This is a genomic window from Pseudomonas sp. CYM-20-01 (assembly GCF_023169845.1).
In the GTDB taxonomy this organism is placed as follows: Bacteria; Pseudomonadota; Gammaproteobacteria; order Pseudomonadales; family Pseudomonadaceae; genus Aquipseudomonas; species Aquipseudomonas azotoformans.
The window spans coordinates 2358428-2382810 of sequence record NZ_AP025169.1; the positions used below are offsets into that span (position 1 = coordinate 2358428).

25 protein-coding genes are annotated in these 24383 nt (G+C 61.9%); 6 read left to right on the forward strand and 19 right to left on the reverse strand.

Annotated features, from left to right (window positions below; all coding sequences use genetic code 11):
- Positions 1-84 precede the first annotated feature (84 nt).
- Both M2497_RS10745 and M2497_RS10750 read left to right on the forward strand, forming a co-directional pair.
- Positions 85-426, forward strand: a complete 342-nt coding sequence (locus tag M2497_RS10745; RefSeq protein WP_248487348.1) for a helix-turn-helix transcriptional regulator — start codon at positions 85-87, stop codon at positions 424-426.
- Positions 423-794 carry a hypothetical protein gene (locus tag M2497_RS10750; protein WP_005786715.1) on the forward strand — a complete coding sequence of 124 codons (372 nt, stop codon included), beginning with the start codon at positions 423-425 and terminating at the stop codon, positions 792-794. The genes M2497_RS10745 and M2497_RS10750 overlap by 4 nt, the downstream gene beginning before the upstream one ends.
- Here M2497_RS10750 and M2497_RS10755 read toward each other — a convergent pair.
- Together M2497_RS10755 and M2497_RS10760 are read right to left on the reverse strand one after the other, a co-directional pair.
- The gene (locus M2497_RS10755; RefSeq protein WP_248487350.1) at positions 791-2560 is read right to left on the reverse strand and encodes a bifunctional diguanylate cyclase/phosphodiesterase; all 1770 of its coding nucleotides are present in this window, start codon (positions 2558-2560) and stop codon (positions 791-793) included. The two genes, M2497_RS10750 and M2497_RS10755, sit on opposite strands and share 4 nt — an antisense overlap.
- A 118-nt stretch (positions 2561-2678) precedes the next feature.
- The gene (locus M2497_RS10760) at positions 2679-4760 is read right to left on the reverse strand and encodes a carboxy terminal-processing peptidase (protein ID WP_172832123.1); all 2082 of its coding nucleotides are present in this window, start codon (positions 4758-4760) and stop codon (positions 2679-2681) included.
- Between the two features lie 138 nt (positions 4761-4898).
- Between M2497_RS10760 and M2497_RS10765 the strand changes: the two genes are divergently transcribed.
- A complete protein-coding gene (locus M2497_RS10765; RefSeq protein WP_248487352.1) occupies positions 4899-5861 on the forward strand; it encodes a zinc-binding dehydrogenase in 963 nt (320 codons plus the stop codon).
- 126 nt (positions 5862-5987) lie between these two features.
- Here the strand turns inward: M2497_RS10765 and M2497_RS10770 are convergent, their stop codons facing one another.
- The 6 genes from M2497_RS10770 to M2497_RS10795 form a co-directional block, all read right to left on the reverse strand.
- Complete coding sequence (locus tag M2497_RS10770) at positions 5988-6641, reverse strand: HAD family hydrolase (RefSeq protein WP_248487354.1); 654 nt, start codon at positions 6639-6641, stop codon at positions 5988-5990.
- Positions 6642-6672: 31 nt separating this feature from the next.
- Positions 6673-7662, reverse strand: a complete 990-nt coding sequence (locus M2497_RS10775) for an ABC transporter ATP-binding protein (protein WP_248487356.1) — start codon at positions 7660-7662, stop codon at positions 6673-6675.
- Positions 7659-8459 (reverse strand): ABC transporter permease, encoded by an 801-nt coding sequence (locus tag M2497_RS10780; protein ID WP_071496161.1) that lies wholly within the window; start codon positions 8457-8459, stop codon positions 7659-7661. Before M2497_RS10780 ends, M2497_RS10775 begins: the two co-directional genes overlap by 4 nt.
- Positions 8446-9300: an ABC transporter permease subunit gene (locus tag M2497_RS10785; RefSeq protein ID WP_248487358.1), complete on the reverse strand. Its 855-nt coding sequence runs from the start codon at positions 9298-9300 to the stop codon at positions 8446-8448. The genes M2497_RS10780 and M2497_RS10785 overlap by 14 nt, the downstream gene beginning before the upstream one ends.
- The gene (locus tag M2497_RS10790; protein WP_248487359.1) at positions 9279-10085 is read right to left on the reverse strand and encodes an alkaline phosphatase family protein; all 807 of its coding nucleotides are present in this window, start codon (positions 10083-10085) and stop codon (positions 9279-9281) included. The genes M2497_RS10785 and M2497_RS10790 overlap by 22 nt, the downstream gene beginning before the upstream one ends.
- A gap of 187 nt (positions 10086-10272) precedes the next feature.
- Entirely contained in the window at positions 10273-11349 is a 1077-nt protein-coding gene (locus M2497_RS10795; protein ID WP_248487361.1) for an ABC transporter substrate-binding protein, read from the reverse strand.
- Positions 11350-11696: 347 nt separating this feature from the next.
- Between M2497_RS10795 and M2497_RS10800 the strand changes: the two genes are divergently transcribed.
- A complete protein-coding gene (locus M2497_RS10800; protein WP_033900319.1) occupies positions 11697-12422 on the forward strand; it encodes a UTRA domain-containing protein in 726 nt (241 codons plus the stop codon).
- Here M2497_RS10800 and M2497_RS10805 read toward each other — a convergent pair.
- The 8 genes from M2497_RS10805 to M2497_RS10840 are packed head-to-tail and all read right to left on the reverse strand — an operon-like array spanning position 12403 to position 18559.
- Complete coding sequence (locus M2497_RS10805; protein ID WP_248487363.1) at positions 12403-13362, reverse strand: zinc ABC transporter substrate-binding protein; 960 nt, start codon at positions 13360-13362, stop codon at positions 12403-12405. The two genes, M2497_RS10800 and M2497_RS10805, sit on opposite strands and share 20 nt — an antisense overlap.
- Positions 13362-14261, reverse strand: a complete 900-nt coding sequence (locus tag M2497_RS10810) for a metal ABC transporter permease (RefSeq protein WP_034103083.1) — start codon at positions 14259-14261, stop codon at positions 13362-13364. Before M2497_RS10810 ends, M2497_RS10805 begins: the two co-directional genes overlap by 1 nt.
- Positions 14258-15004 carry a metal ABC transporter ATP-binding protein gene (locus M2497_RS10815; RefSeq protein ID WP_248487365.1) on the reverse strand — a complete coding sequence of 249 codons (747 nt, stop codon included), beginning with the start codon at positions 15002-15004 and terminating at the stop codon, positions 14258-14260. The genes M2497_RS10810 and M2497_RS10815 overlap by 4 nt, the downstream gene beginning before the upstream one ends.
- A complete protein-coding gene (locus tag M2497_RS10820) occupies positions 15001-15921 on the reverse strand; it encodes a metal ABC transporter substrate-binding protein (protein ID WP_058426941.1) in 921 nt (306 codons plus the stop codon). The genes M2497_RS10815 and M2497_RS10820 overlap by 4 nt, the downstream gene beginning before the upstream one ends.
- 19 nt (positions 15922-15940) lie before the next feature.
- Positions 15941-16501 carry a DUF6162 family protein gene (locus M2497_RS10825; protein ID WP_248487367.1) on the reverse strand — a complete coding sequence of 187 codons (561 nt, stop codon included), beginning with the start codon at positions 16499-16501 and terminating at the stop codon, positions 15941-15943.
- Entirely contained in the window at positions 16498-16818 is a 321-nt protein-coding gene (locus M2497_RS10830; protein WP_235595009.1) for a hypothetical protein, read from the reverse strand. Before M2497_RS10830 ends, M2497_RS10825 begins: the two co-directional genes overlap by 4 nt.
- A gap of 5 nt (positions 16819-16823) precedes the next feature.
- Positions 16824-17360: a thiamine pyrophosphate-binding protein gene (locus M2497_RS10835; protein ID WP_248487369.1), complete on the reverse strand. Its 537-nt coding sequence runs from the start codon at positions 17358-17360 to the stop codon at positions 16824-16826.
- Entirely contained in the window at positions 17357-18559 is a 1203-nt protein-coding gene (locus M2497_RS10840; protein WP_248487371.1) for a PepSY domain-containing protein, read from the reverse strand. The genes M2497_RS10835 and M2497_RS10840 overlap by 4 nt, the downstream gene beginning before the upstream one ends.
- Before the next feature lie 288 nt (positions 18560-18847).
- On the opposite strand from M2497_RS10840, the gene leuC reads away from it, so the two are divergent.
- Positions 18848-20266: a 3-isopropylmalate dehydratase large subunit gene (leuC, locus tag M2497_RS10845; protein WP_248487373.1), complete on the forward strand. Its 1419-nt coding sequence runs from the start codon at positions 18848-18850 to the stop codon at positions 20264-20266.
- The gene (leuD, locus tag M2497_RS10850; RefSeq protein WP_248487375.1) at positions 20263-20877 is read left to right on the forward strand and encodes a 3-isopropylmalate dehydratase small subunit; all 615 of its coding nucleotides are present in this window, start codon (positions 20263-20265) and stop codon (positions 20875-20877) included. Before leuC ends, leuD begins: the two co-directional genes overlap by 4 nt.
- A gap of 126 nt (positions 20878-21003) precedes the next feature.
- Here the strand turns inward: leuD and M2497_RS10855 are convergent, their stop codons facing one another.
- From M2497_RS10855 to M2497_RS10865, 3 genes are all read right to left on the reverse strand, one after another.
- Complete coding sequence (locus M2497_RS10855; RefSeq protein ID WP_248487377.1) at positions 21004-21918, reverse strand: LysR substrate-binding domain-containing protein; 915 nt, start codon at positions 21916-21918, stop codon at positions 21004-21006.
- Positions 21919-21996: 78 nt separating this feature from the next.
- Positions 21997-23301 carry a dicarboxylate/amino acid:cation symporter gene (locus tag M2497_RS10860; RefSeq protein ID WP_248487378.1) on the reverse strand — a complete coding sequence of 435 codons (1305 nt, stop codon included), beginning with the start codon at positions 23299-23301 and terminating at the stop codon, positions 21997-21999.
- A gap of 100 nt (positions 23302-23401) precedes the next feature.
- Positions 23402-24277 carry an alpha/beta hydrolase gene (locus M2497_RS10865; protein ID WP_248487380.1) on the reverse strand — a complete coding sequence of 292 codons (876 nt, stop codon included), beginning with the start codon at positions 24275-24277 and terminating at the stop codon, positions 23402-23404.
- Positions 24278-24383: the final 106 nt, after the last annotated feature.

Below are 24383 nucleotides of genomic sequence, written 5' to 3' on the forward strand. Positions count from 1 at the left end.
TCCCCTGCGACCTTTGTGGCTGTTAGGATTACACTCCTAAGGAAAGAGCTTACTTAGTAAGTGCAGTTATCCTACGGGGCAGTCATGGATATTCAGATAATTTCACGTAATGGCGAACCCGAATATGCGGTGTTGCCATGGGATCAGTACCAGGCGCTGCTAAAAGCTGCCGGTCAGCAACAGACTACGCTACCTCCTTCCTCATCGACTGCCCAAGCCGCCCCTGCACAGGACCTGCGCCCGCTCGCCGACCTGCGCGGCTTGCGCGAAGCCAAGGGCCTGGCGATCGAGACCCTGGCCCGCACCGTGGGCATCAGCCCGTCATATCTTGGATTGATTGAAAGTGGTGAACGCCAGCCGGATGCCGCGATCCGCCGCAGCCTGGCCTGGGAATTGGGCGTTGCAGGTTGGAGGGATGAATCTTGAGCCTACGTATCAGCCGTCAACACTGGGATGGATTACTCAACGAACTGGACCAGGCGCGCCGTCAGCGCCATTTGCTGACTTACCGTGCGCTGCTGGAGCGCCTGCAATTTCCCACCCCGGCCATGCAGACCCTGGCCGCCGCCTTGGAACACCTGGCGGCGCTGGACGCCAAGGCCGAGCAGCCATTGCGCAGCTCGCTGGTGATCAGCCAGGGTGCCAGCCGTTTGCCGCGTACCGGTTTCTTCGAGTGTGTGGAGCGCCTGGGGCGTTTCAGCGGGCCGTCCGATGGCGTGGCCGCCGCCTCCTGGCACGCGTCGGAAGTGGTGCGGGTGTTTGAATACGAGTATCCCGAGTCCGCCGAGGCCTAAAGCGCCTGGGAGAGTGCGTCCATGCTGTCGATCACATGGATGCTGTAGCCGGCCATATCCTTGGCATGGTGCTTGGCCTGCGACGCCAACTCCGCCAACTGGCTGGCATCGAGTTGTCCACAGGCCTGTGGATATAAATGCACCACGCCGATGGACAGCGACAGCAGTGCAAACTCCTGGCGCACGCCCTGGCGGTTCAATGCCACGAAACAGCCGGCCTCCAGATGCTCGGCGCGGTAGAAGCGCCGGCATTGGGTATGGAAGTCATCCAGCAGTTGGTTGAGCCGCTTGCGCCAGTCCTGCGGGCCGAGCACCAGCAAAAAGTCATCGCCGCCGATATGCCCGACAAAGTCGCGGCTGGGATCGACGCGGTCGTTCAGGCACTGCGCCAGGCACAGCAACACCTCATCGCCACGCCCATAGCCGTAGATATCGTTGAACGGCTTGAAGCTGTCGATATCCACGTAACAGATCACCGACTCGCGCTGTTGTTGCAGCAGGCGTGTGAGGCACTGCTGGATCGGCACGTTGCCGGGCAGCAGGGTCAGTGGATTGGCGTAGCGCGCCTGCTGGATCTTCAGCTCGGTGATCAGCTTGAGCACATCGATCACCCGGCCCAGGCCCAGGTAATCGCCATTGAGGGTGATGATGAAATCTTCTTCGATGCGTTGCCGCGCACGGCTGGTGAGCAGGCGGCTGACCTGTTGCAGCGACTGGCTCAACTCCACCGCGAGGAAGTCGGTGCTCATCAAGCGGCTGATGGGCTTGCGCGCAAACAGGTCGGTGGCGAACGGCTTGAGCAGCGCATCCGACAGCGAATGCCGGTGCACGATACCGACCGGGTGGCCACGGCCGTCCAGCACTGCCAGGGAGTTGAGGTTGGCCTGGCGGCGGAACGCTTCGAGCACCTGGGCAGTGGCGGTGTCCTGGTCCACTGCCGGCTGTTCGCTGAGCAGGGCGCTGAGGTCGCTGCCTTCCTCGTTCAGCGCCACGTTGGCGCTGTCGGGCTTGGGCAGCATCAGCCGCGCTTCCTGCGGCGGTTGCTCCTGTGGACGGCACAGCAGGTAGCCTTGGACCAGGTCTACGCCCATCTCTGTCAGCACCGCCAACTCTTCGGGCAACTCGATGCCTTCGGCGATCACCTGGGCGCGTGACGCCTTGGCGATCTGCAGGATGGAGCCGACAAACTCGCGCTTGAGCGCATCCTGATGGATGCCGTCGATAAAGTGTCGGTCGATCTTCACGTAATCCGGGCGCAGCTCCGACCACAAGCGCAGGCTGGAATAGCCGGCACCGAGGTCATCCAGGGCAATCGAGAACCCCATGTTGCGGTAGTGGTGCAGGGCGGTTTGCAACAGGTCGATATCATTGGTGGGGGTTTGTTCGGTGAGCTCGATCACCACCTGGCTCGGTGGAATGCCGTAGTCGTGCAGCAGTTGCAGGGTGCGCCCCGGTTGGTGCGCGGTTTCCATCAGCGATTGCGGCGAGACGTTGAGGAACAGCTTGCCCGGCAGCTTCTGCTCGCTGAAGCGTCGACAAGCGCTTTCGCGGCAGGCCATTTCCAGTTCGCTGAGGCGTCCGGCCTGGCCAGCCACGGAGAACAAGGCGACGGGAGAGTGCAGCGGGCTGTTGGACGGGCCGCGGCTGAGGGCTTCGTAGCCGAGAATACGCCGTTCAGACAGGCAAATGATCGGTTGGAACAGGCTGTGCAAACTGCCTTGAGCCAGGATAGAGCCCAGTGCATTCAGCTGTTCGGTCATGGTCATGGCGATCTCGATCGAAAAAAAAGGACCGCTGGCTTGAAACCTGCGGTCCTTCATTTCACGACAGAATGATGTCTATATGATGACACTCCAGGGAGCGATCACATTAAATCGCCATCATTTACTGCTTGGCCACCTGCTTGCTGATCTTCAGGTAGTCCAGCAGGATCCGGCCGGTCTCGGCCAGGTAAGCGTCGTCTTCCGGCTTGGTTTTTTCCGCTTCGGCCGGCAGCGCGTCTTCGTCTTCTTTCTTCAGCTCCTTGAGTGGATCCTCACCCTTGGCCTTGCGGCGGATGTTTTCCAGTACGAGTTGCTTGTTTTCGATGTCGGCGTGCTGCGCGCGGCGGTCCACTTCGTTGAGGCTGACGGTTTTTTCTTCCATCAGCTTCTTGGCCAGGGCCAGCTTGTCGCGGATGAACACGAACTCGGCATCCTTGGCGGAGCGGGTGTCGTGGTCAGCTTTCAACTGTGCCAGGAACGGTTTGAACGGATCCGACGCCGGCTTGATCGCAGGGCGGATGGTGTCCCACGGCATGGCTTCCGGCAGGGCGCTTTCGCCGATTTCCTTGGTGTCGATGATCGACGGGAAATCGATGTCCGGCAGTACGCCCTGGTGCTGGGTGCTCTGCCCGGAAACCCGGTAGAACTTGGCCAGGGTCAGTTTCAGCTCGCCATGGTTCAGCGGCTGGATGGTCTGCACGGTGCCCTTGCCGAAGGTCTGGCCACCGATGATCAAGGCGCGGTGGTAGTCCTGCATGGCACCGGCAAAAATCTCCGAAGCCGAGGCCGAGAGGCGGTTGACCAGCAAGGCCATCGGGCCTTTGTAGAAGGCGCCCGGGTTCTCGTCTTCCAGCACGTCGACACGGCCGTCAGCGTTGCGGACCAACACGGTCGGGCCTTTGTCGATAAACAGGCTGGTCAGCTCGGTCGCTTCCTGCAGGGAGCCGCCGCCGTTGTTGCGCAGGTCGATGACCACGCCGTCGACTTTTTCCTTCTGCAGTTCGGTGAGGATTTTCTTCACGTCGCGGGTGGTGGACTTGTAGTCCGGGTCGCCGGCACGGAAGGCCTTGAAGTCCAGGTAGAAGGCCGGGATTTCAATCACGCCCAGCTTGTAGTCCTTGCCATCCTGCTTGAGGTTGAGGACTTTCTTCTGCACGGCCTGGTCTTCGAGCTTCACCGCTTCACGGGTGATGGACACGATCTTGCTGGTCTGGTCGTTCGGTGCATTGGTGTGCGGAATCACTTCCAGGCGCACCACGCTGCCTTTCGGCCCACGGATCAGCTTGACCACTTCGTCCAGGCGCCAGCCGACCACGTCGACCATCTCTTTGTCGCCCTGGGCCACGCCGATGATCTTGTCGGCCGGAGCGACCTGCTTGGTCTTGTCGGCCGGGCCTGCCGGTACCAGGCGCACGATCTTGACCTGGTCATTGTCGCTTTGCAGGACGGCACCGATGCCTTCCAGCGACAGACTCATGTTGATATCAAAATTTTCTGCGTTATCTGGCGACAGATAATTGGTGTGCGGGTCGTAGGACATCGCGAAGGTGTTGATGTAGGCCTGGAAGATATCTTCGGCACGGGTCTGGTCCAGGCGCGCCAGTTGATTCTTGTAGCGCTTGGTCAACAGCTCCTGGATGGCCTTGGGCTCTTTGCCGGCGATCTTCAGGCGCAGCACTTCGTCCTTGACGCGTTTGCGCCACAGGTCGTCAAGCGCGGCGGTGCTGGTCAGCCAAGGCGCGTCCTTGCGGTCCACCAGAAGGGTTTCCTTCTGGGTGAAGTCGAGCTTGTCGACACCTTTGCCCAGCTCACCCAGGGCGAAGTCCAGACGCGCTTTGACGCGGTCCAGGTAACGCTTGTAGATGGTGAACGCGGGCTGCAGGTCGCCGCTCTTGAGGAAGTCGTCGAACTGGGTCTTCCACTTGTCGAACTCAGCGATATCGCTGGCCAGGAAGTAGCTGCGCGACGGATCCAGCAGCTTGAGGTAGCTGTCGTAGATGATCACCGAGCGAGCGTCGTCCAGCGGCGGCTTGCTGTAGTGATGACGCTTGAGCAACTCGACGACGTTAAGGCTGGCAATCACCTCATCGCGATCAGGTTGAAGATTGTCCCAGCTGTTGGCTGCGAACGTATTGGTCGACATCGACGCGAAGCCGAGACCAATGAATAGAGCGAGGGCGGTGCTGGGGAACAGATGCTTCATGCTGATTCGACGCGGGGGCAATTGATAACGCATATTAGGCCGTCTTTGAGGGAGCCGGTTCCATATGGTCCGGTCGCATAATGCAAAAAGCCCGGCGATACAGCTACGGGCTCAGTCCAGACTCACTATGGAGGCACTGTGAAAGCATTGCAAGGCGTTGACGGTCATGTGGAGTGGTTGGAAGAACCCAGTCCTACTTGCGATGTAGGGCAAGTTCGTATTCGTGTGGCGGCAGCGGGCCTCAATCGCGCCGATTTATTACAGCGTGCGGGGCTCTATCCGCCGCCACCGGGTGCCAGCCACGTGCTGGGCCTGGAGTGTTCCGGGGTGATCAGCGAAGTGGGTGCCGGTTCTTCCTGGCAAGTCGGTGACCGGGTTTGCGCACTGCTCGCCGGTGGCGGCATGGCCGAAGAAGTAGTGGTGGATGCGCGGCATGTGCTGCCGGTACCGGAAGGATTGTCGCTGATTGAAGCCGCGGCATTGCCTGAGGTGTACAGCACGGCGTGGCTCAATCTGTTTCAGTTGGCGGGCCTCAAGCCTGGCGAAAAAGTGTTGCTGCATGCCGGCGCCAGTGGCGTTGGCTCGGCGGCGATTCAACTGTGCAAGGCGTTTGGCAGTCCGTGCTGGGTCAGCGTTGGCTCGGCTGAGCGCCTGACCTATTGCGAGGAGCTCGGCGCACAGGGCGGCGTGGTGCGTACCGACGGCATCGAAGGGCTGCGGGATTTCGGGCCGTTCGATGTGATCCTCGACCCGGTCGGTGGCAACTATGCGGCACTGGACCTCAAGCTGCTGGCCCTCGATGGTCGTTGGGTGTTGATCGGCTTGATGGGCGGGCGTGACGCGCAACTGGACCTGGCCCAGGTACTGGGCAAGCGCATTCAGTTGCTGGGCTCGACCTTGCGCAGCCGCAGTGATCAGTTCAAGGCCGACCTGTTCAGCGACTTGAGCCAGCATGTGTGGCCGCTGTTTGTTGAAGGGCGGCTGAGCCCGCAGTTGGCCAGGACCTTTGCGATCAAGGATGCCGAAGCGGCATTTGCCGAGCTTGCGACCAACCGGATTTCCGGGAAGTTGGTGTTGGTGATTGACGAAAGCCTGAGCTGAATTGTAATGCGTTTAATAATGTGGGAGGGGGCTTGCCCCCGATGACAGTGGGACAGTGAAGAATTCTTCATCTGACACACTGTCATCGGGGGCAAGCCCCCTCCCACATTTTTGATCTCGGCTCAATCAGACCCAGTGATGGATCGGCCAGCTGGCCTTTTCGGCATGCTCGCGCAACACCGGATCCGGGTTCACTATCTGTGGATGTTCCACCTTCAGTAACAACGGCAAATCATTGCGCGAATCCGAATAGAAATACGCGCCGTCCAGCGTTTCACCTTCCTGCTCCAGCCACTCCAGCAAGCGGGTGATCTTGCCTTCACGGTAGGTCAATACACCCTCGGTATGGCCGCTGTACACGCCGTGCTTCACTTCAAGGTTGATGCCCAACACCTCATCAATGCCGATTCGTGCCGCAATCGGTGTAACCAGGTGCGTGCCGGAGGCGGAGATCACCAGGATCCGGTCGCCATTCGCACGGTGGCGGGCGATGGTCTTGGTGGCGTCGCTGTAGATCAGCGGTTCGATCACGTCCTCGACCCACGGCTCCACCAGGTGTTCGATTTCCTCCGGTGTGCGGCCGATCATCGGTTCGAGGCTGAAAGCCATGAAGTCTTCCATCTTCAACTGGCCCTGGCTGTAGGCGTCCATCAGCTCGTCGTTCCTGCGCATGAACGACTCAGGGTCGACCCAGCCCAGGCTGCCCATTTGCTTGCTCCACAGGGTGGCGCAGTCGCCGTGGATCAGTGTGTCGTCCAGATCAAAAATTACCAATGCCATCCGTCATGCTCTCTCAATAAATCGTCGCTGCTCAGGCTACTTCACACAGGGCGCTGGGGTCGATGGAAAGTGCCAGGCGTTGCCCGTCCGGGTGCAGGTCGTCGGCCGAGCGGTTGAGTACGTCTACCACCAGTTCCACGCCACGTGCTTCGATGCGGTAGCGGATCACGTTGCCCAGCAGGCTGTGGCTGCGCACCAGGGCATCCAACTCACCATTGCGGCTCAGCTCGATGGCCTCCGGGCGAATGGCGATGCGGCTGTTGATCGGGCGTTGCAGCAACTGGGTGGCCTTGTCGGCATCCAGCAGGTTGTAGTTGCCGATGAACCCGGCGGCGAACACGTCCACCGGCGCGGTGTAGAGAGTCTCGGCATCGCCGCTCTGCACGATCTTGCCCTGGTTCATCAGGAAGATCCGGTCGGACATGGTCAGGGCTTCTTCCTGGTCATGGGTCACGAAGATCGTGGTCAACCCCAGCTCGCGCTGGATCTGGCGGATCTGCTCGCGCAGGTGCTTGCGAATCCGTGCGTCCAGTGCCGACAGCGGCTCATCCAGCAGCAACAGGCGCGGGCGCGTGACCAGGGAGCGGGCGAGGGCCACGCGCTGGCACTGGCCGCCGGACATCTGGTGCGGGTAGCGGCCGGCGAGGTCCTTGAGTTCCACCAGTTGCAGCACTTCCTGCACGCGCTTGTGGCTGTCGTCGGCGTTGACCTTCTGCATGCGCAGGCCGAAGGCGACGTTCTGTTCCACGGTCATGTTGGGGAACAGCGCATAGCTCTGGAACACCATGCCGATATGACGTTTCTGCGGGCTCAGCGGGACGATGTCCTGCCCATCCAGCAGGATTTTGCCACTGTCGACCGAGGTCAGCCCGGCGATGCAGCGCAGCAGTGTGGACTTGCCGCACCCGGACGGGCCGAGCAGGGTGACGAATTCGCCCTTGGCGATTTCGCAGTTGATATCACTGAACACCGGGGTGCCGGCGTAGCCTTTCTGCAGGTGTTGGACGCTGACGAAGCTCATTGGCTTTTGTCCTTGTTCAAGATATTGGCGGCCCAGGTCAGCACCAGCACAAAGAAGAAGTAGGAAATCACGACGGCACTGGTGAAGTGGCCGCTGCTGTTGCGCATGTTGTTCAGGTACACCTGCAGGGTTTCGTAGCGGGTGCCCACGAGGATGTTGGCGAACACGAACTCGCCGAACAGGAACGAGAACGACAGCAACAGCGCCACCATCAAGCCTTTGCGCAAGTTCGGCAGCACCACCAGGATCGCCGCCTGCCAGGTGCTGGCGCCGAGTAGTTGGGAGGCGTCCATCAGGTCGCGCAGGTTGATCGCTTGCAAGTTGTTGGTGATCGCCCGGTACATGAACGGCAGCGCGACGGTGAAGTAGCAGCCGATCAGAATCCACGGCGTGCCCACCATCGCAAAGGGCCCGGAGCCATACAGTTGCAGCAGGCCCACCGACGACACCACCGGTGGTACCGCGAAGGGCAGCAGGATCAGGATGTTCATCAGCGCATCGAGCTTGGGAAAGTGGTAATGCACCACGAACAACAGCGGCAAAATCAGCACCACCGACAGCACCAGCGCACCCACGCACACCAGCAGCGATTGCCCGAAGGCCATCAGGAAGCGCGGGTCGCTCCACAGCTGCACGTACCATTTCACCGTGAAACCAGCTGGCAGGATTGTTGCCGACCAACTGCTGGCGATGGAGTAGACGAAGGTGCCCACCAACGGCAGCACCAGGATTGCAAATAACAGCCACACCACCACGCGGTGGTAGAGGGAGGCCGGGCCGGCTTCAGCGCGAGACATGGTAGCTCCTCTTGAGCAGCAGTTGATGGACCACGGTGACCACGGTCATCAGCGCCACCAGCACCACGGCCAGGGCGCTGGCCAGGTTCGGGTCGAGGGACACGTCACCGGAGACCAGGCCCGCGATGCGGATCGGTAGCACGTTGAAGTTGCCGGTGGTCAGCGCATACACCGTGGCGTAGGCGCCAAGGGCGTTGGCCAGCAGGATCACGAAGGTGCCGAGCAGGGCCGGAGTGAGCACCGGCAGGCCGATATGCCGCCAGAACTGCCAGCCGTTCGCGCCCAGCAGCGACGCCGACTCGCGCCAATCTTCACGCAGCGCATCGAAGGCCGGGTACAGCAGCAGTACACCGAGGGGAATCTGGAAGTAGGTATAGAGGATGATCAGGCCGGTCTTGGAGTACAGGTTGAAGTCCTGAATGATCCCGGCCTGCTTGAGCATGATCGTAATGCTGCCGTTGAAGCCCAACAGGATGATGAAGGCGAAGGCGAGGGGCACGCCGGCAAAGTTGCTGGTCATGTTGGCAAAGGCAGTGACGAAGTTGCGCAGTGGCGAATCTACCCGGCGCAACGAGTAGCTCCCCAGCGTGGCAATGATGATGCCGAACACGCTGGAGTAGAAGCTGATCTCCAAACTGAGCTGAATGGCTTGCAGGTAGAACTTCGAGCTGAAGATGCGCGTGAAGTTTTCCAGGCCCCAGCCAGCCTCTTCGGTTTGCAGACTGTTGATCAGTACCCACACCAGCGGGGCGATTTCGAACACGATAAAGAACAGCGCGAAAGGTACCAGGCACAGCAGCGCTAGCCATTTGCCTCGGATCATTTCAACAGCTCCCGGCATACAGGTTTGTCGTGGGGTACGCCCAGCAGCTCACAGACGGTGCCGCACAGCTCGGTCTGTTTCGGTGCGGCGCGGGTGTCCAGGCTGAACGCAGCGCCCAGCACAAACAGCGGCACTTCGCGTTCTTCGGGGAGCAGGCCATTGTGGGAGCGGTCGTTGTTCATGCCGTGGTCGGCGGTGACCAGCACCTGGTAGCCGGCATCGAGCCAGGTGTGCAGGTAGTCGGCCAGGATGATATCGGCCGAGCGTGCGCTGTTGCGGTACTGCGGAGTGTCGAGGCCGTGCTTGTGGCCGGCGTCGTCGATGTTCATCGGATGCACCACCAGGAAGTTCGGCGCGTGCCTGAGGCGCAGGCTTTCGGCGTCGGCGAACAGGTGGGAGTCCGGGTAGTGGTCATTCCAGTAGAAATGCCCGTGCTGGATCGCCAGCGCCGTGTCGTCGGTATGACGGTCGCGGGCGGCGAGGAAGGGCGTGCGGTTATACAACTCGCTGACCCAGTGATAAGCCGCCGCTGCCGTGGTCAGGCCGGCGTCGGTGGCGTAATGGAAAATGCTGCGCTGGTTGGACAGGCGCGAGACGTTGTTGTGGACGATACCGCTCTGGATTGGGGGTACGCCGGTGAGGATGCATTCATACAGCGGGCGGGACAGGGCGGGCAGTTCACATTCCAGTTTGTACAGGGCTGCGCGTCCTGCGCCGACATAGGCCTGCAAGTGCCCCATGGCGTGCCGCGCAACCTCGAAGTTCAGGCCGTCGAGCACGACAAGGATGACATTGTGCTTCATGGGGGGAGGCGCTCCGCAACGATGGACTTGACTCAATATTCCTGGTGCATCTGGGTTCAAGTGTGGGAGGGGGCTTGCCCCCGATAGCGGCGTGTCAGTTTGAATACCTGTCACTGATCCACCGCCATCGGGGGCAAGCCCCCTCCCACATTGGATCTCCAGTGGAGTCCAGTGTGAGGTGGCAGGCTTACTTCATCTCTACGATGACTTGCTCGTTCCACAACTGAGGCAGCTTCTTGGACGTGGCTTCCCAGGCATCGGCATCCTTGATCGGCTGCGGGTTGGCCTTGGTGTACTGCTCGCCCGGAATCAGGTTCTTGGCGATCTCGGCCGGCAGTTTCAGGTCGGTTTCAGCGCGGATCGGACGCGCATTGCCTTTGGCCAGGTTGAGTTGGCCGGCGTCGCTGAAGATGTACTCGCGGGTCAGCTTGGCGGCGTTCGGGTGTTTGGCGTATTTGTTGATGATGGTGGTGTAGCCGGATTTCACCGAGCCGTCCGATGGAATCAGCACCACGTAGTCATCCGGGTTGGCCATCTTGGCCTTGTAGCTCAGGCCGTTGAAGTCCCAGACCACGCCCACTTCGACTTCGCCTTTTTCCATGGTGGCGATGGTCGGGTTGGACAGCGAGAGACGGCCTTGCTGGGCGATCTTGGTGAAGAATTGCAGGCCAGGGGCGATGTTCTTTTCGTCACCTTTATTGGCAATGGCGGCCGCCAGCACGCCATTGGCCGCTTGCGCCGCGGTGCTCACGTCGCCAATGGAAACTTTGTATTTGCCTTTTTGCAGGTCAGCCCAGCTGGTGGGCACGTCAGAACCGTGCAGCAGTTTCTTGTTGACGATAAACGCGATGGTGCCGGTGTAGGCCAAGGCCCAGTGACCGTCCTTGTCCTTGGCCCAATCCGGGACCTGGGCCCAGGTGGACGGTTTGTACGGCAGGGTGACGTCCTGCTTCACCGCAATCGGACCGAACGCCGCGCCCACGTCGCCGATATCGGCACTGGCGTTGTCTTTCTCAGCCTTGAACTTGGCGATTTCCTGGGCCGAGCTCATGTCGGTGTCAATGTGCTTGAGGCCGTAGGTCTTGGCCAGGTCTTCCCAGGTGCCTTTCCAGTTGGCCCAGTCATCGGGCATGCCGACGCTGTTGACAGCGCCTTCTGCCTTGGCGGCAGCTTCCAGGGTTTTTAGATCGGTATCAGCGGCCATGGCGGCGGTGCACATGGCAATGGTCGAGCCTAACAGTGATGCCAGGAAAAGCTGTTTCATCCGAAGCTCCTTTGGGCGTTTTCAACGCGGCGGTTGTTTCTGCGGTGTTGTTGGTCTAGGTCAGAGCAATACCTGAGCCAATCTAGGCTCGATGGATGACAGTTTCATGTCGATGTCGTTTTTAAATCGCTGATGTCGCTCGTCGCAGAGTGAGCGTAGACCATGCTCAAGCGCCCGCAGGGATTGGACTTGGCCGATGTATTGCAGGGTGTGCTGCGACGGATGCACACGGACTGTCATCTGTCGGTCATCTGTAATACCTAGGCTGGCACTCAACCGTGCAAGCCCCTTTACGCAGCGGTTTGTGCACCTTGTCGGTGCTGGTCTAGTCCAGATAGGTAACGTTGATGCGTGATGAGGCAATCAAGGCGGTGACATCCATCGGCCTGGCGCTGCAAGAGCAGATCGACCACGGCCTGTTGCCGCCTGCCAGCAAACTGCCCGCCGAGCGCAAGCTCAGCGAGTTGTTCGGTACCACCCGGATTACGGTGCGGGAAGCCTTGTTACAACTGGAAGCCCAGGGCCAGATCTATCGCGAGGAACGGCGCGGCTGGTTTGTCTCGCCGCCACGGCTGGCCTACAACCTGATGCAGCGCAGTCACTTTCACGCGATGGTCAGCGACCAGGGGCGGGTGGCTTCCACCGAGGTCATCTCCGCGCGGCTGCAACCGGCGTCGGCGGCGGTGTGTGCGTGGCTGCAGTTGCCGGCGCTGTCGAGCGTGATCCAGATTTGCCGTGGCCGGCGAATCGATGGGCGCCTGGTGTTGTATGTGGAGCACTACCTGAACCCGCAGTATTTTCCTGGGATCCTGGCGTGTGATCTGAATCAGTCGATGACCGAGTTGTATGCGCGCAAGTACGACCTGCACTACGGGCGGGTGCGTTTCGAGATCGTGCCGACGTCACTGCCGGTGGAGGCCGCCGCGGCGTTGCGCGTGTCGGTGGGCAGCCCGGGCTTGCGTATCGCCCGGGTCAACTATGACCAGCATCAGCGGTTGATCGACTGCGACCTGGAGTTCTGGCGGCATGATGCGATTCATGTTGGTGTGGATGTTATGGGATCAGCGCCTTGATCACCTGGTCCACATTGGTTTCCAGCTCCGCCACCGGTTCCGCACCGTCCACATTCAGCACCAGCAGCTTGGCACCACTTGCAGTCACCGCCGCCGTCACCGCCTCGCTCGGCTGGCGATGATGCAGCACCACCGCCACATCGTTGTCCTTCAGCTCGGCCGTGAGCTTCTGTAACGCCTCGGGCGTCCAGTCGGCATCCGGCCGCGCATCGGTGCTGAGCACTTCCAGGTTCAAACTGCTGATCAGATAAGCAAAGTGATCACTCAGGCTGACCACGCTCAGGTTGTCCGCCTTGGCCAGGCGCGCTTCGCTGTCGGCGGTGAGTTTGAGCAGGCGCTGCTTGAGGGCGGCAAGGTTGGCGTCGATTTTCGGCTTGGCATCCGGGGCCAGGCGGCCCAGGTCGGCGGCCAGTACATCGGCCATGCGCCCCATATTGTTGCTCGACTGCCACGGCTGGCTGTTCAGGCCATCGGCAACGCCCGGCTGTACGGCGATGCCGGGCAAGCCACCATCTACCGGGCGGGCGGCGTCGACTTCGACGATGCGGATATTGCTGCGCCGCGCCACCGGGTACAGCGGGTCATCGGCCCACAATGAGCGCAGGCCGATGGCGGCGTCGGCGTCCAGCGCCAATTTGCTCAGGGCCGGCGCGCCACGCCCGGTGAAGTAGGACACCTGGCGTGAACCCGGCAAGTTGGCCGGCGCGGCGCGCTCAAGCTGTACGTTGGTGCCTTTGAGCAGCACCTCGGCCAGGCCGTAGGTAATCGGCAGCGAAGCGAGGATCTTCACCTGTTTTACCGAAGTGGCCTTGCTCAGTGCGGCGTGGCCCAATCCCTGATGGATCTTGAGAGGCTTGGGCTCTAACCCGTCGACCGCCAGGGCCGAAGTGCTGATGAAACATGTGATGGCCAGAGCCAATGGACGAAGTACAGGATGCATTATCCAAGATTCCCTTTGAGGCTGGGCACCGTGCCGCGCGCGATGGCGGCCAGGGCGAAGGCGATACCGGCGACCAGGATGATGGCGGCGCCGGACGGCACGGGCAGGTCGAAGATGATCGGCAGCAGGATCCCGCACAGGGTGCTGACTGTGGCAATGGCGACCGAGACCCAGAAGAAGCCCTTGAGCGACTGGCTCAACAGCCGCGCCGCAGCCGCCGGAATCACCAACAGCGCCCCCACCAGGATCGCACCGATGACCTTGACCGCCGCGACGGTGATCAGCGTCACCAGGATCACGAACAGGTAGTCCAGGGTTTTCACGGCGACGCCGCGTACCGCCGCCAGTTGCGGATTGAAACTGGCCAGCATGATGCGGTTGTACAGCGGCAGCGCCAGGGCCATCACCAGCGAACCGACAATCGCCAGCACCAGCAGGTCGTTGCCGTTGACCGTCAATACCGAGCCAAACAGCACGTTCTCGAGGATGTGCACGTTGATCTTGCCCGCCAGGATCAGCAACAGGCTCGCCCCCAATGCCAGTGACACTGACAGGAACACCCCGATCAGGGTGTCCGGCGCCAGGCCCGTGCGGTTGCGCAGGTAGTTGAGCAGGATGCCGAACAGCAGGCAGTAGCCGAACAGCGCGCCATACGGCCCGGTGTAGGGCTCACCCAGCAGAATCCCCACCGCCACGCCGGTCAACGCAGCGTGGCCAACGGCTTCGGAGAAAAACGCGAAGCGCTTGACCACCACCAGCGTGCCCAGGCCACCTAGCACCGGGCCGATCAGCAAACCGGCGAGCAGGGCATTGACCACAAAACCGTAGGCCAGCGCCTCCGGCAGATAACCGGAAGAGGCCCAGCCCTGGACCATCAAGCGAAAGGCTTCATAACTCATTGCGCCGGGCTCCGAGGGTGGGTGGAGAACAGGGTCAGCAGGCGCTCCGGGGTCAGTGCCTCCTTGGGCGTGGCGTCGAACAGCACGCGGCGGTTCAGGCCGGTGACGCGGTCGGCCAGGCGGCCCACGGCTTCCAGGTCATGCTCGATCCACAGCACGGTGATCCCGGCCAGGCGCCAGTCATTGAGCAGGCGCTCGAACACCTGGATACCGGCTTCGTCGAGGGCCGACATCGGCTCATCCAGCACCAGCAGGTGCGGCGCCGGGATCAGCCCCTGGGCCAGCAGCACACGCTGGCGTTCACCGCCGGACAGCGCGCCCATGCGCCGCTTGCGTTTGTCCTGCATGCCGACGCGCTCCAGCGCATCCCCGATCGCACCGGCGTAATGCTTGGACAAACCGAGGAAAGCCGGGCGCCGTTGGCACATGGCGGCCATGAAATCATCCACGGTCATCGGCAAGCCCCGGTCGAACTCCAGGGCCTGGGGCACATATCCGATGGTGCCGGGCGCGGCCGGCCAATGCAGGCTCAGCCGACCCTGATGGGGCGTTTGCCCGAGCAGGGTCTTGATCAGCGAGCTTTTACCGCCGCCGTTGGGGCCGACCAGCGCATGGATGCTGCCCGGCTGTACCTGGAAACTCACGGTATCGAGGATCACCGTGCGACCCAGGGTCAGCGATACCTGGTCGAACTCAAGCGTCGGGCCGACGCTGACCGCCTTCAACTGTTGCGCCGCCGTCATGCCCCGGACTCCTGAATTGCCCGGACCACGGTGTTGAGGTTGCCGGTCATCTCTACTTCGTATTTCTCGGCGCTGTACTCGCCGTAGGAAATATGCGACAGCGGGTACAGCTTGACCCCGGACTCACGCTGGATGGTGTCGACGTAGGTGGAGGGGAAGTCCATCTCCGAGAAGATCACCTTCACGTCCAGGGCGCGCAGTTCGTCGATGGTTTTCTTCAATTGGCTGGGGCTGGGCTCGATGCCGTGGGCCGGTTCGACCACGGCGGTGACTTCCAGGCCGAACTCGCGCAACAGGTAGTCGTAGGCCGCGTGCACGGTGGCCACGCGCAGGTCCGGGTTGGGCGCGCTGGTCAACTTGGCCAGGGCATCGGCGCGCATCTGGCGCAGGCGCTTGCCGTAGGCGCGGGCGTTCTGGGTGTAGGTCTTGGCGTTGTCCGGGTCGAGCTTGCCCAGTTCGCGGGCGATATTGTTGACCTGGGCAATCGATGCGCTGATCGACAGGAAGGTATGCGGGTTGACCACCTTGCCCGCGCCGCGTGCGGCGTTGCCGGTGGCGGCCAGCAACGGCACATTGGCGTTGGCTTCGATCACCGGGATGTCCGGACGCTCGCTGGTGGCGATCATGCGGTCGGCGAAATCGTCATGGCCGACGCCGTTGAGCACGATCACGTCCAGGGTGCCGATGCGCTTGATGTCTTCGGCGCGTGGCTCGTAGGCATGGGGGTTGAAGCCGGCCGGAATCAGCGGCACCACCTCGGCCTTGTCGCCGACGATATTGGCCACGTAGCTGTAATAAGGGTGCAGGGTGATGCCGATTCGCAGGCGTTTGGCGGCTTCGGCATTGGCCAGAGGGGCGAGCATCAGGCTGAACAGGCCAACCAGCAACAGGCGCAACAGGGGCGATGAAATAGACATGGGCAATCGGTCTTCTCGTTCAGTGACGGTGCTGGCGGGTGACGCCGGCATCGAATTGCGCAACCACCTGCTGCCAGCCGGCTGCGATCAGCGCCTGGTCAGAGAGGTCGGAGGGAGCGGCGAGGTTGGCCTGGCGATTGAGCCAGATGTCCGGCTCGACACCGTGCACGCGCATCAGCAGTGAACCGCTGGTCGCCGGCGCCTGGCTCACACCCAGGTAGGCCGAAGGCTCCAGCAATTGCCAGCGGTGATCGCCACGGCTGACCGAACTGGCATCCTGGGCAAAGGGAGCGAAGCCTTCTTCGGCCAGTTGCGCCGGGCTGGGCAGCGCGCTTTGCTCCTGCTGCAACAGTTGGATCTCATCCAGGGTCACCCGCAGGTCGGCATAAATGCCTTGCTCGGCGGCGCTCAGGTCGCGGCGGGCGTCCAATTGGTGGCTCGGTATTGCCGCCACCTCCTGGGATTCACCGTGCAGCGCGACCACCGAGCCGGCCACCGCGAGGATGATCAGGCACAACAGCAGCACGTAGAGGGTTTCGTGACCGGCACCGGCGGGGCGTACAACCTGTGTGGTACTCATTGCGGCTGGATATCCGCTTGGTCGATTTCCACCACATGGCCGGGACCGGCATCAAACAGCACGTAGAACTCGGCGGACGGTTTCTTGAAGGTCAGGGTCGAGTCCTGACCGAGTTTGCCGGGCACCAGGATGGTTTCGTCATAGCCGATCACGTCCAGGGTCACGCCGGGTGCACCACTGCCGTCGGAGAAGCCGCCTTTGCATTGGATCTGCTCGCCGGGGATCTCCTTGCACTCGCACATCGGGTTGTGGGCGAGCGCGACGGTGCTGAAGCCGGCACCTATCAACAGGACGCCACAGGCGCGGGTCAATCGCATCAAATTCATGGTTTAACTCCTTGCTTGTTCAGCCAGGCAATCGTGGCAGGCGAGGCCTGGCTCAACGGGATGGAACCCTGGTGCATGCTGCCGTCCCAGCCTTCCATGGTCACCCACAGTTCGGCGTCGACGGGCGTGCGTTCCGGGATCGGCAGGCCGGCGCCCATGCGGTACGGCGTGCCGAAGAAGATCACCCCGGCAGCCCGCAGGCTGCGCGGCTTGCCGATGCGCAGGTAGGTGGCCTTGACCTGGTCGGCACAGCTGTCGCACAGGGCGGCGTTGAAGAACTTCATCGGGCCGGCCGGGTCGGGACGCGGGCCTTCATTGCGAAACTCGGCAAGCTTCAGGCTCCACGGGCCGACCTGCACGTCGCCAGCCACTCGCTCGCCGATACCGGTGTCGCCGCGAAACAGTGCCGCATCGGCAAAGTACTTGGGCATGAAGCCCAGCGGCACCAGCAACAGCAGCACGTTGATATGGAAACGCCATTTCAGCCAGAACGCCCGCAGAGGCGATGGCTTTGCCGCAGCGACCTTGCTCATGAGTTGGCCTCCGAGGTTTCTGCCTGCCGGGCGGGGAGGGAAACCGGTTTGTGTTGAGCCTTGGCTTCACGCTTGAAGGCATTGAGGGTGGCCAAAGCGGTGCGCTTGGTCCAGATCAGCAGGCCGCTCAACACCATCATGCTCATGATCAGGCCGAAGAATGCCCAGATCAGCTTGATCCAGATCCCGCCGAAGTCGCCGGTGTGCAGCGGGCGCATGGATTCGGTGACGAACTCCAGCTTCGAGCGGTCGGACAGCAGGTGCGCCGCTGCCACTTCACCGTCGTAGGGGTTGATCTGTGCGGTCTGGAACATCAACGGGTACCAGCCCCGCCCGCCGATCTGCAGGTGGCTGTAGGCATTCAGGGGCAGGCTGATGAAACTCGCCTCCAGGCCAGGAATGCGCTGGGTGGCGATCTTGATCGCCTCGTCCACCGGAATCATGGGGGCCGGCACGCCAGGCGCGGACATCGGCACTTTCTCCCGGGCAATCACGGGGATGACCGGTTCAGTGGAAATCGAAATCTGGTTGTCGCCCAAAATCGCGCGGATCAGGAACCAGATGCCGGTGACCGAGATCACCGCAATGAACCAGATCGACCAGATCCCGCTCAAGCGGTGGAAGTCCCCCCAGAAAATCCGCGCGCCGTGGCGGATCCGCAGGGTCGGGCGCAGGAAGCCTTTCCAGAACCGCTTGTACACCACCAGCCCGGTGACCAGCGACGCCAGCAGCGGGATGCCGAGTGCCGACACCAGGTACCAGCCCCAGCTGTAGCCATTGGTGAAGGGCACCAGCCACCAGCCATGCAGGGCGCGGGTGAATTGCTGGAAGTTGAAGGACGGGCTGATGCCCTGGATCGCCCCGGTGTACGGGTTGACGTAGACCTCCACCGAACGCCCGTCGGGGTAGCTGAGGTCGACGCTCAAGGCAAAGTGCGACTCGTCGGGGCGGCTGATCGACTGCACGTACACCTGGGGTTCATCGCGCTTGATGGCGGCAATCACCTGGTCATAGCTCAGCGGTTCGGCATCGTCCGAGGGCTTGCTCGCACGGATATCCGGGTTGGCCAGCCAGACGATCTCCTGGCTGACCACCGCCAGGGTGCCAGTGACGCAGACAATCAGTACAAAGAACCAGATAGGCAATGCCAGCCAGCTATGTACGAGAAACCAGAGTTTGGAGCGTGACTTCTTCGACATGTGAATGAGGGTCTTGATCGGAGGGGGGCAATGGAGGCCCGGAAAAGGCCAGTCGTAGCTTTTGCTGACGCGACGGGCTGTATCTAAGTTAAGACGGATGAGAATGAGAAATCCCTAAGGCGGATATGAAAGAAAATGTTTCAGGTTCACATTCAGGGCGCTTTTTCGCCTTGATCGAACACGAAACATGTTCCAAGCCATCACCCAGGCGCCATTGATGGGGCGGGGCGGCTGCGTAGGATGGGCGCATACCGTTGAGCGAGCGCCTACAAAAGTGAGTTTAGAAAGATGACTGCCCGAACCCTCTACGACAAACACATCGATTCCCACACGGTGTGCCCCCTGGATGACCAGGGCCATGTGCTGCTTTATATCGACCGCCAGGTGATCAACGAATACACCAGCCCCCAGGCCTTCAGCGGCTTGCGTGAGGCCGGGCGTAACGTGTGGCGCCCAGGCACGGCGCTGGCCGTGGTCGACCATGTGAACCCCACCACGCCCAAGCGCATCGCGGCGATGCCCGACGCAGGCGGGGCGCGGCAAGTGTCCTACCTGGCGGAGAACTGCCGGGACTTCGGCATCGAGCTGCTGGACATCCTCGACAAACGCCAGGGCATCGAACACGTGATCGCCCCGGAGCAGGGCTTTATCCTGCCGGGCATGGTGATCGCCGCCGGTGACAGCCACACCACCACCTACGGTGCCCTCGGCGCCTTCGGTTTTGGCATCGGCACTTCGGAGATCGAACACCTGCTGGCGTCGCAGACGCTGGTCTACAAGCGTCTGAAGACGATGCGCGTGAGCGTGGACGGCGATCTGGCACCCGGCCTGACGTCCAAGGATGTGATCATGGCGCTGATCGGCAAGATCGGCGCTTCCGGTGCCACTGGCTATGCCATCGAGTTTTGTGGTTCCACTATCGATGTGCTGAGCGTCGAGGCGCGCATGACCATCTGCAACATGGCGGTGGAGGCGGGCGCGCGGGGTGCGTTCATGGCGCCGGACGAAAAAGTCTTCGCCTACCTCAAGGGCAAGCCGCGTGCACCACAAGGCGAGCTGTGGGACCAGGCGCTGGTAGGTTGGCGCCAACTGCACTCGGACGCCGATGCGGTGTTCGACCAAGAAGTGCACCTCGACGCCACCACTCTGGAACCCATGGTCACCTGGGGCACCAGCCCCGACCAGGCCGCGCCCATCGGCGCCCGCGTGCCCGACCCGCAGGATGTCAGCGACCTGATCCTACGCCAGGACATGCGCCGCGCCCTCAACTACATGGGCCTGGAAGCCGGTATGCCGCTGAGCGAGATCGTCATCAGCCATGCTTTCATCGGCTCCTGCACCAACGCCCGCATCGAAGACCTGCGCGACGCCGCCAGCGTGGTGCGCGGCAAGCGCGTGGCTGAACACGTGCGGGCGATGATCGTGCCGGGCTCCACCGAAGTGCGTGACCAGGCCGAAGCCGAAGGCCTGGCGGCGATTTTTATCGATGCCGGCTTTGAATGGCGCCAGTCGGGTTGCTCGATGTGCCTGGCCATGAACGACGACGTGCTCGCCCCCGGCGACCGCTGCGCGTCCAGCACCAACCGCAACTTCGAAGGCCGCCAGGGCGCGGGTGCACGCACCCACCTGATGAGCCCGGCGATGGTCGCCGCCGCTGCGATTACCGGCCGCCTTACTGATATCCGCCACTTTGGAGCGCGCCCATGAGCCTGCAACCCTTCACCCTGGTCACCGGCAAGGCCGCGCCGATGCTGGCGGCCAACATCGATACCGATGTGATCATGCCCAAACAGTTTCTCAAGGGCATCGACCGCAGCGGTCTGGACCGCGGGCTGTTCTTCGACCTGCGTTTCTTGGCGTCCGGCGAGCCCAACCCCGAGTTCGTGCTGAACCAGCCGGCCTGGCAGGGCGCGAGTTTCATGGTGGTCGGGCCGAACTTCGGCTGCGGTTCCAGCCGAGAACACGCGGTATGGGGCTTGAAGCAGATGGGCATCCGCGCATTGATCGGCAGCAGCTTTGCCGGAATTTTCTATGACAATTGCCAGCGCAACGGGGTGTTGTTGATCACCTTGGACGAGGCGGTGTTGCAGCAGCTGGGCAAGACCGTCAGCCAGGCGGACCAGGCGCAGATCAGTGTCGACCTTGAAGCCCAGCAGATCCATTTGGCGGATGGCCAGGTGATCCCGTTCCAGATCGATACCCTGCGCAAGACTGCGTTGTTGCAGGGCCTGGATGCCATCGGCAGCACCTTGCAGCGCAGTGACGAGATCAAGGCCTTCGAACGCCGGCACCTGCAAGCCAACCCCTGGCTCACCTGACATACTTAGGCCTAAATGTGGGAGGGGGCTTGCCCCCGATGGCGATGGGTCAGTCAACTTCTGAGTGACTGACACTCTGCAATCGGGGGCAAGCCCCCTCCCACATGTTTATCCGGATCATACCGCTTAGATTGAGAGCCCCTTGAAGTGCTCCTGCAAAAACTCCACGCAGGCCCGCAGCTTTCCGGAATACGCCAACCGTGTCGGGTACACCGCCCACACGTTGGCGCTCTGGGTATAACCGTGCAGTATCTGCACGAGCTTGCCTTGCTCCAGCAGCGGCTTAACATCCCACATCGAGCGCAGCAGCACCCCGCGCCCATCCAATGCCCACTGCAACACAATCTCGCCATTGTTCGATGACAGCGGCCCACGCACGCGCACGCTTTCCTGGGTGCCGTCGCGCTCCAGGTTCCAGATGCCAAACGCGTTATCACGCTCCTTGAGCACCAGGCAGTCGTGCTGCTCCAGGTCGCTCAACTGTTGCGGTGTGCCGCGTCGCTCCAGATAAGCCGGGGCGGCGCACAGTACGCGGCGGTTGCTCACCAGGCGGCGGCCGATGTGCTGGCCAGGGATGTCGTCACCCACGCGGATCTCCAGGTCGAAGCCTTCGCTGACGATATCCACCACGCGGTCGAATAGGTCCAGGCGGATTTCCAGGTCCGGGTATTGCTCTGCCAGTAACGACAGGGCGGGGGCCACATGGTTGCGACCGAAGCCGAAGCTGCTGCACAAATGCAGGTGGCCGCGCGGGCTGTCATGGGCGTCGGAGAGTTCATCGGAGAGATGCTGGAAGTCTTCGAGGATGCGCACGGCCCAGCGCTGCACCCGTTCACCGTCTTCGGTCAGGGCGATGCGCCGGCTGGTGCGATGCAACAGGCGGGTGGCCAGGGTGGTTTCGAGGATCTGGATGCGCTTGCTGACATACGCCGGCGACAAGCCCAGCTCATCAGCGGCGGCAGCGAAGCCGGCCTTGCGGATCACGGTCAGGAACACCCGCAGGTCTTCGGGTAGGGGCACGGTATCTTTCTTGTTAGTCATCGCAAACAGGGCTGGCGGCATGAGCCGCCAGAATAGCACCGGTTGAGCGCGCCTTCCGGCACGCCCAGGTGTTGTCGATTATTCGGCGGCGACCTTGGCTTGAGCAGCCGCCCGAGCATCGCGGCCGCGCTTGAGAGCGATGGGCGCCATTTTTTCGCGGTCCAGTTCACCCTCCCAGGCGGCTACCACCAGGGCAGCCACGGCGTTGCCGATGATATTGGTCAGCGAGCGGCACTCGGCCATGAAACGGTCGATGCCGAGGATCAGCACCATCGCCGCCACCGGTACGGTCGGCACCACCGCCAGGCTGGCGGCCAATGCCACGAACCCTGCGCCAACCACTGCGCCTGCACCCTTGGACGTGAGCATGGCCACCGCCAGCAAGGTCAACTGTTGCTCAAGCGGCAGATCAATATTGGTGGCCTGGGCCAGGAACAGCACCGCCAGGGTCATATAGATGTTGGTGCCGTCCAGGTTGAAGGTGTAGCCGGTCGGCACCACGATGCCCACCACGCCTTTGGAGGCGCCCAGGCTTTCGAGTTTCTGGATCAACTGCGGCAACGCCGATTCCGACGAACTGGTGCCCAGCACGATCAACAGTTCCGACTTGATGTAGCCCATCAACTTGAAAATGCTGAACCCGGCGTAGCGGGCAATGCTGCCCAGCACCACCGCCACAAAGAAAAACGCGGTGATATAGAAGGTGCCCACCAGCTTCAGCAGCGGCAGCAACGAACCCACCCCGTATTTGCCGATGGTGAACGCGATGGCGCCAAAGGCCCCGATCGGCGCCACTCGGCTGATGATGCCAACGATGCGGAAGAACACCTCGCTGGCCTGGTTGACCACACCCACCAGTGGCCGGCCCTTTTCACCGACCATCACCAGGCCCACACCAAACAGTACGGAGACGAACAGTACCGGCAGGATTTCGCCCTTGGAGAACGCATCGAAGAAGGTTGCGGGGATCACGTGCAACAGGAATCCGGTGATGCCTTCGCCATGTTCGGCCTGGCCGACGAAGTTGGCGATGGCCGAACTGTCGAGGGTCTTCACATCGATATTGAAGCCCACGCCCGGATGCAACAGGTGCGCGGCGAGCATGCCGATCAACAAGGCGATGGTCGAGACTATTTCAAAGTACAGCAGCGCCTTGCCGCCGACCCGGCCCACCTGCTTCACGTCGTGCATGCTGGTGATGCCAGACACCACCGTGCAAAAGATGATCGGGCCGATGATCATCTTGATCAGCTTGATAAAACCGTCGCCAAGGGGCTTGAGGTCGATGCCGATCTGCGGCCATTGATGGCCGATCAACACACCCAATGCGATAGCGATCAGCACCTGGATATACAGGGTTCCCAGCAGTTTTCTGATTGTCATTGTTATTATCTCGAGACGTTGTTTTGGGCAAAGCGAACCCGTCGCAGGCCATTGGCAGCCTGCGAGGCGGGCGGATCAGTTCACGGGGTGACGCAGTTGCTCAGCGAAGGAAGGTCAGGACTTCGCCCAGCAGCAACTCAGGGGCTTCTTCAGCAATGTAATGGCCGGCCGGCAGGGCCTTGCCACGCACGTCAGTGGCGACTTTCTGCCATTCCTTGAGCGGCTCGAAGCAGCGCCCGACAGTGCCTTCGGCGCCCCACATCACCAGCAACGGCAGGTTCAGGTGATTGCCGGCGTCGATGTCCGCCTGGTCGTGCTCCAGGTCGATACCGGCGGCAGCCCGGTAGTCCTCGCAGATGCCCGTGGCGGCGCCCGGCAGTTTCAGGCAGCGCAGGTATTCGGCGAAGGCTTCCTGGGTGAACGGCTTGAGCCCGGCGCTGCGACTGCCCATCACGCTGCGCAGGTACAGCTCCGGGTTGCCTTCGATCAAGGCTTCCGGCAACGGCGCCGGACGGATCAGGAAAAACCAATGCCAGTAGGCACGGGCGAAGGCTTCGTTGGTCTGTGCGTACATGGACAGAGTGGGGGCAATGTCCAGCAGGACCATGCGTTGCACGGCGGCCGGGTGGTCCAGCGCCAGGCGGTGGGCCACGCGGGCGCCACGGTCGTGGGCCAGCACCGAGAACGTGTCGAAGCCCAGCGCCTGCATCAGCTCGACGCCGTCCCGGGCCATTTCCCGTTTCGAGTAATTGGTATGGTGGTCATTGGCCGGTGGCTTGCTGCTGTCGCCATAGCCGCGCAGGTCGGCGGCCACCACGGTGAAGTGTTCAGCCAGTTGCTCGGCGATTTTGTGCCAGATGACGTGGGTTTGCGGATGCCCGTGCAGCAGGAGCAGACCGGGACCTGTACCACCTTTGCGGTAGCTGATGTCCACGCCGTTGACGTGGTACTGGTCTTTATGGAATCCGGCGAACATGGAATGACTCCTCTTTGTAATTGCTTGCATCCTGGAATCACGCGGCGTTCGGGGCAAGGGCAAAAACGTGGAGGGGGTGTTCATGAAGTGTGATGCAGGAGCGGGC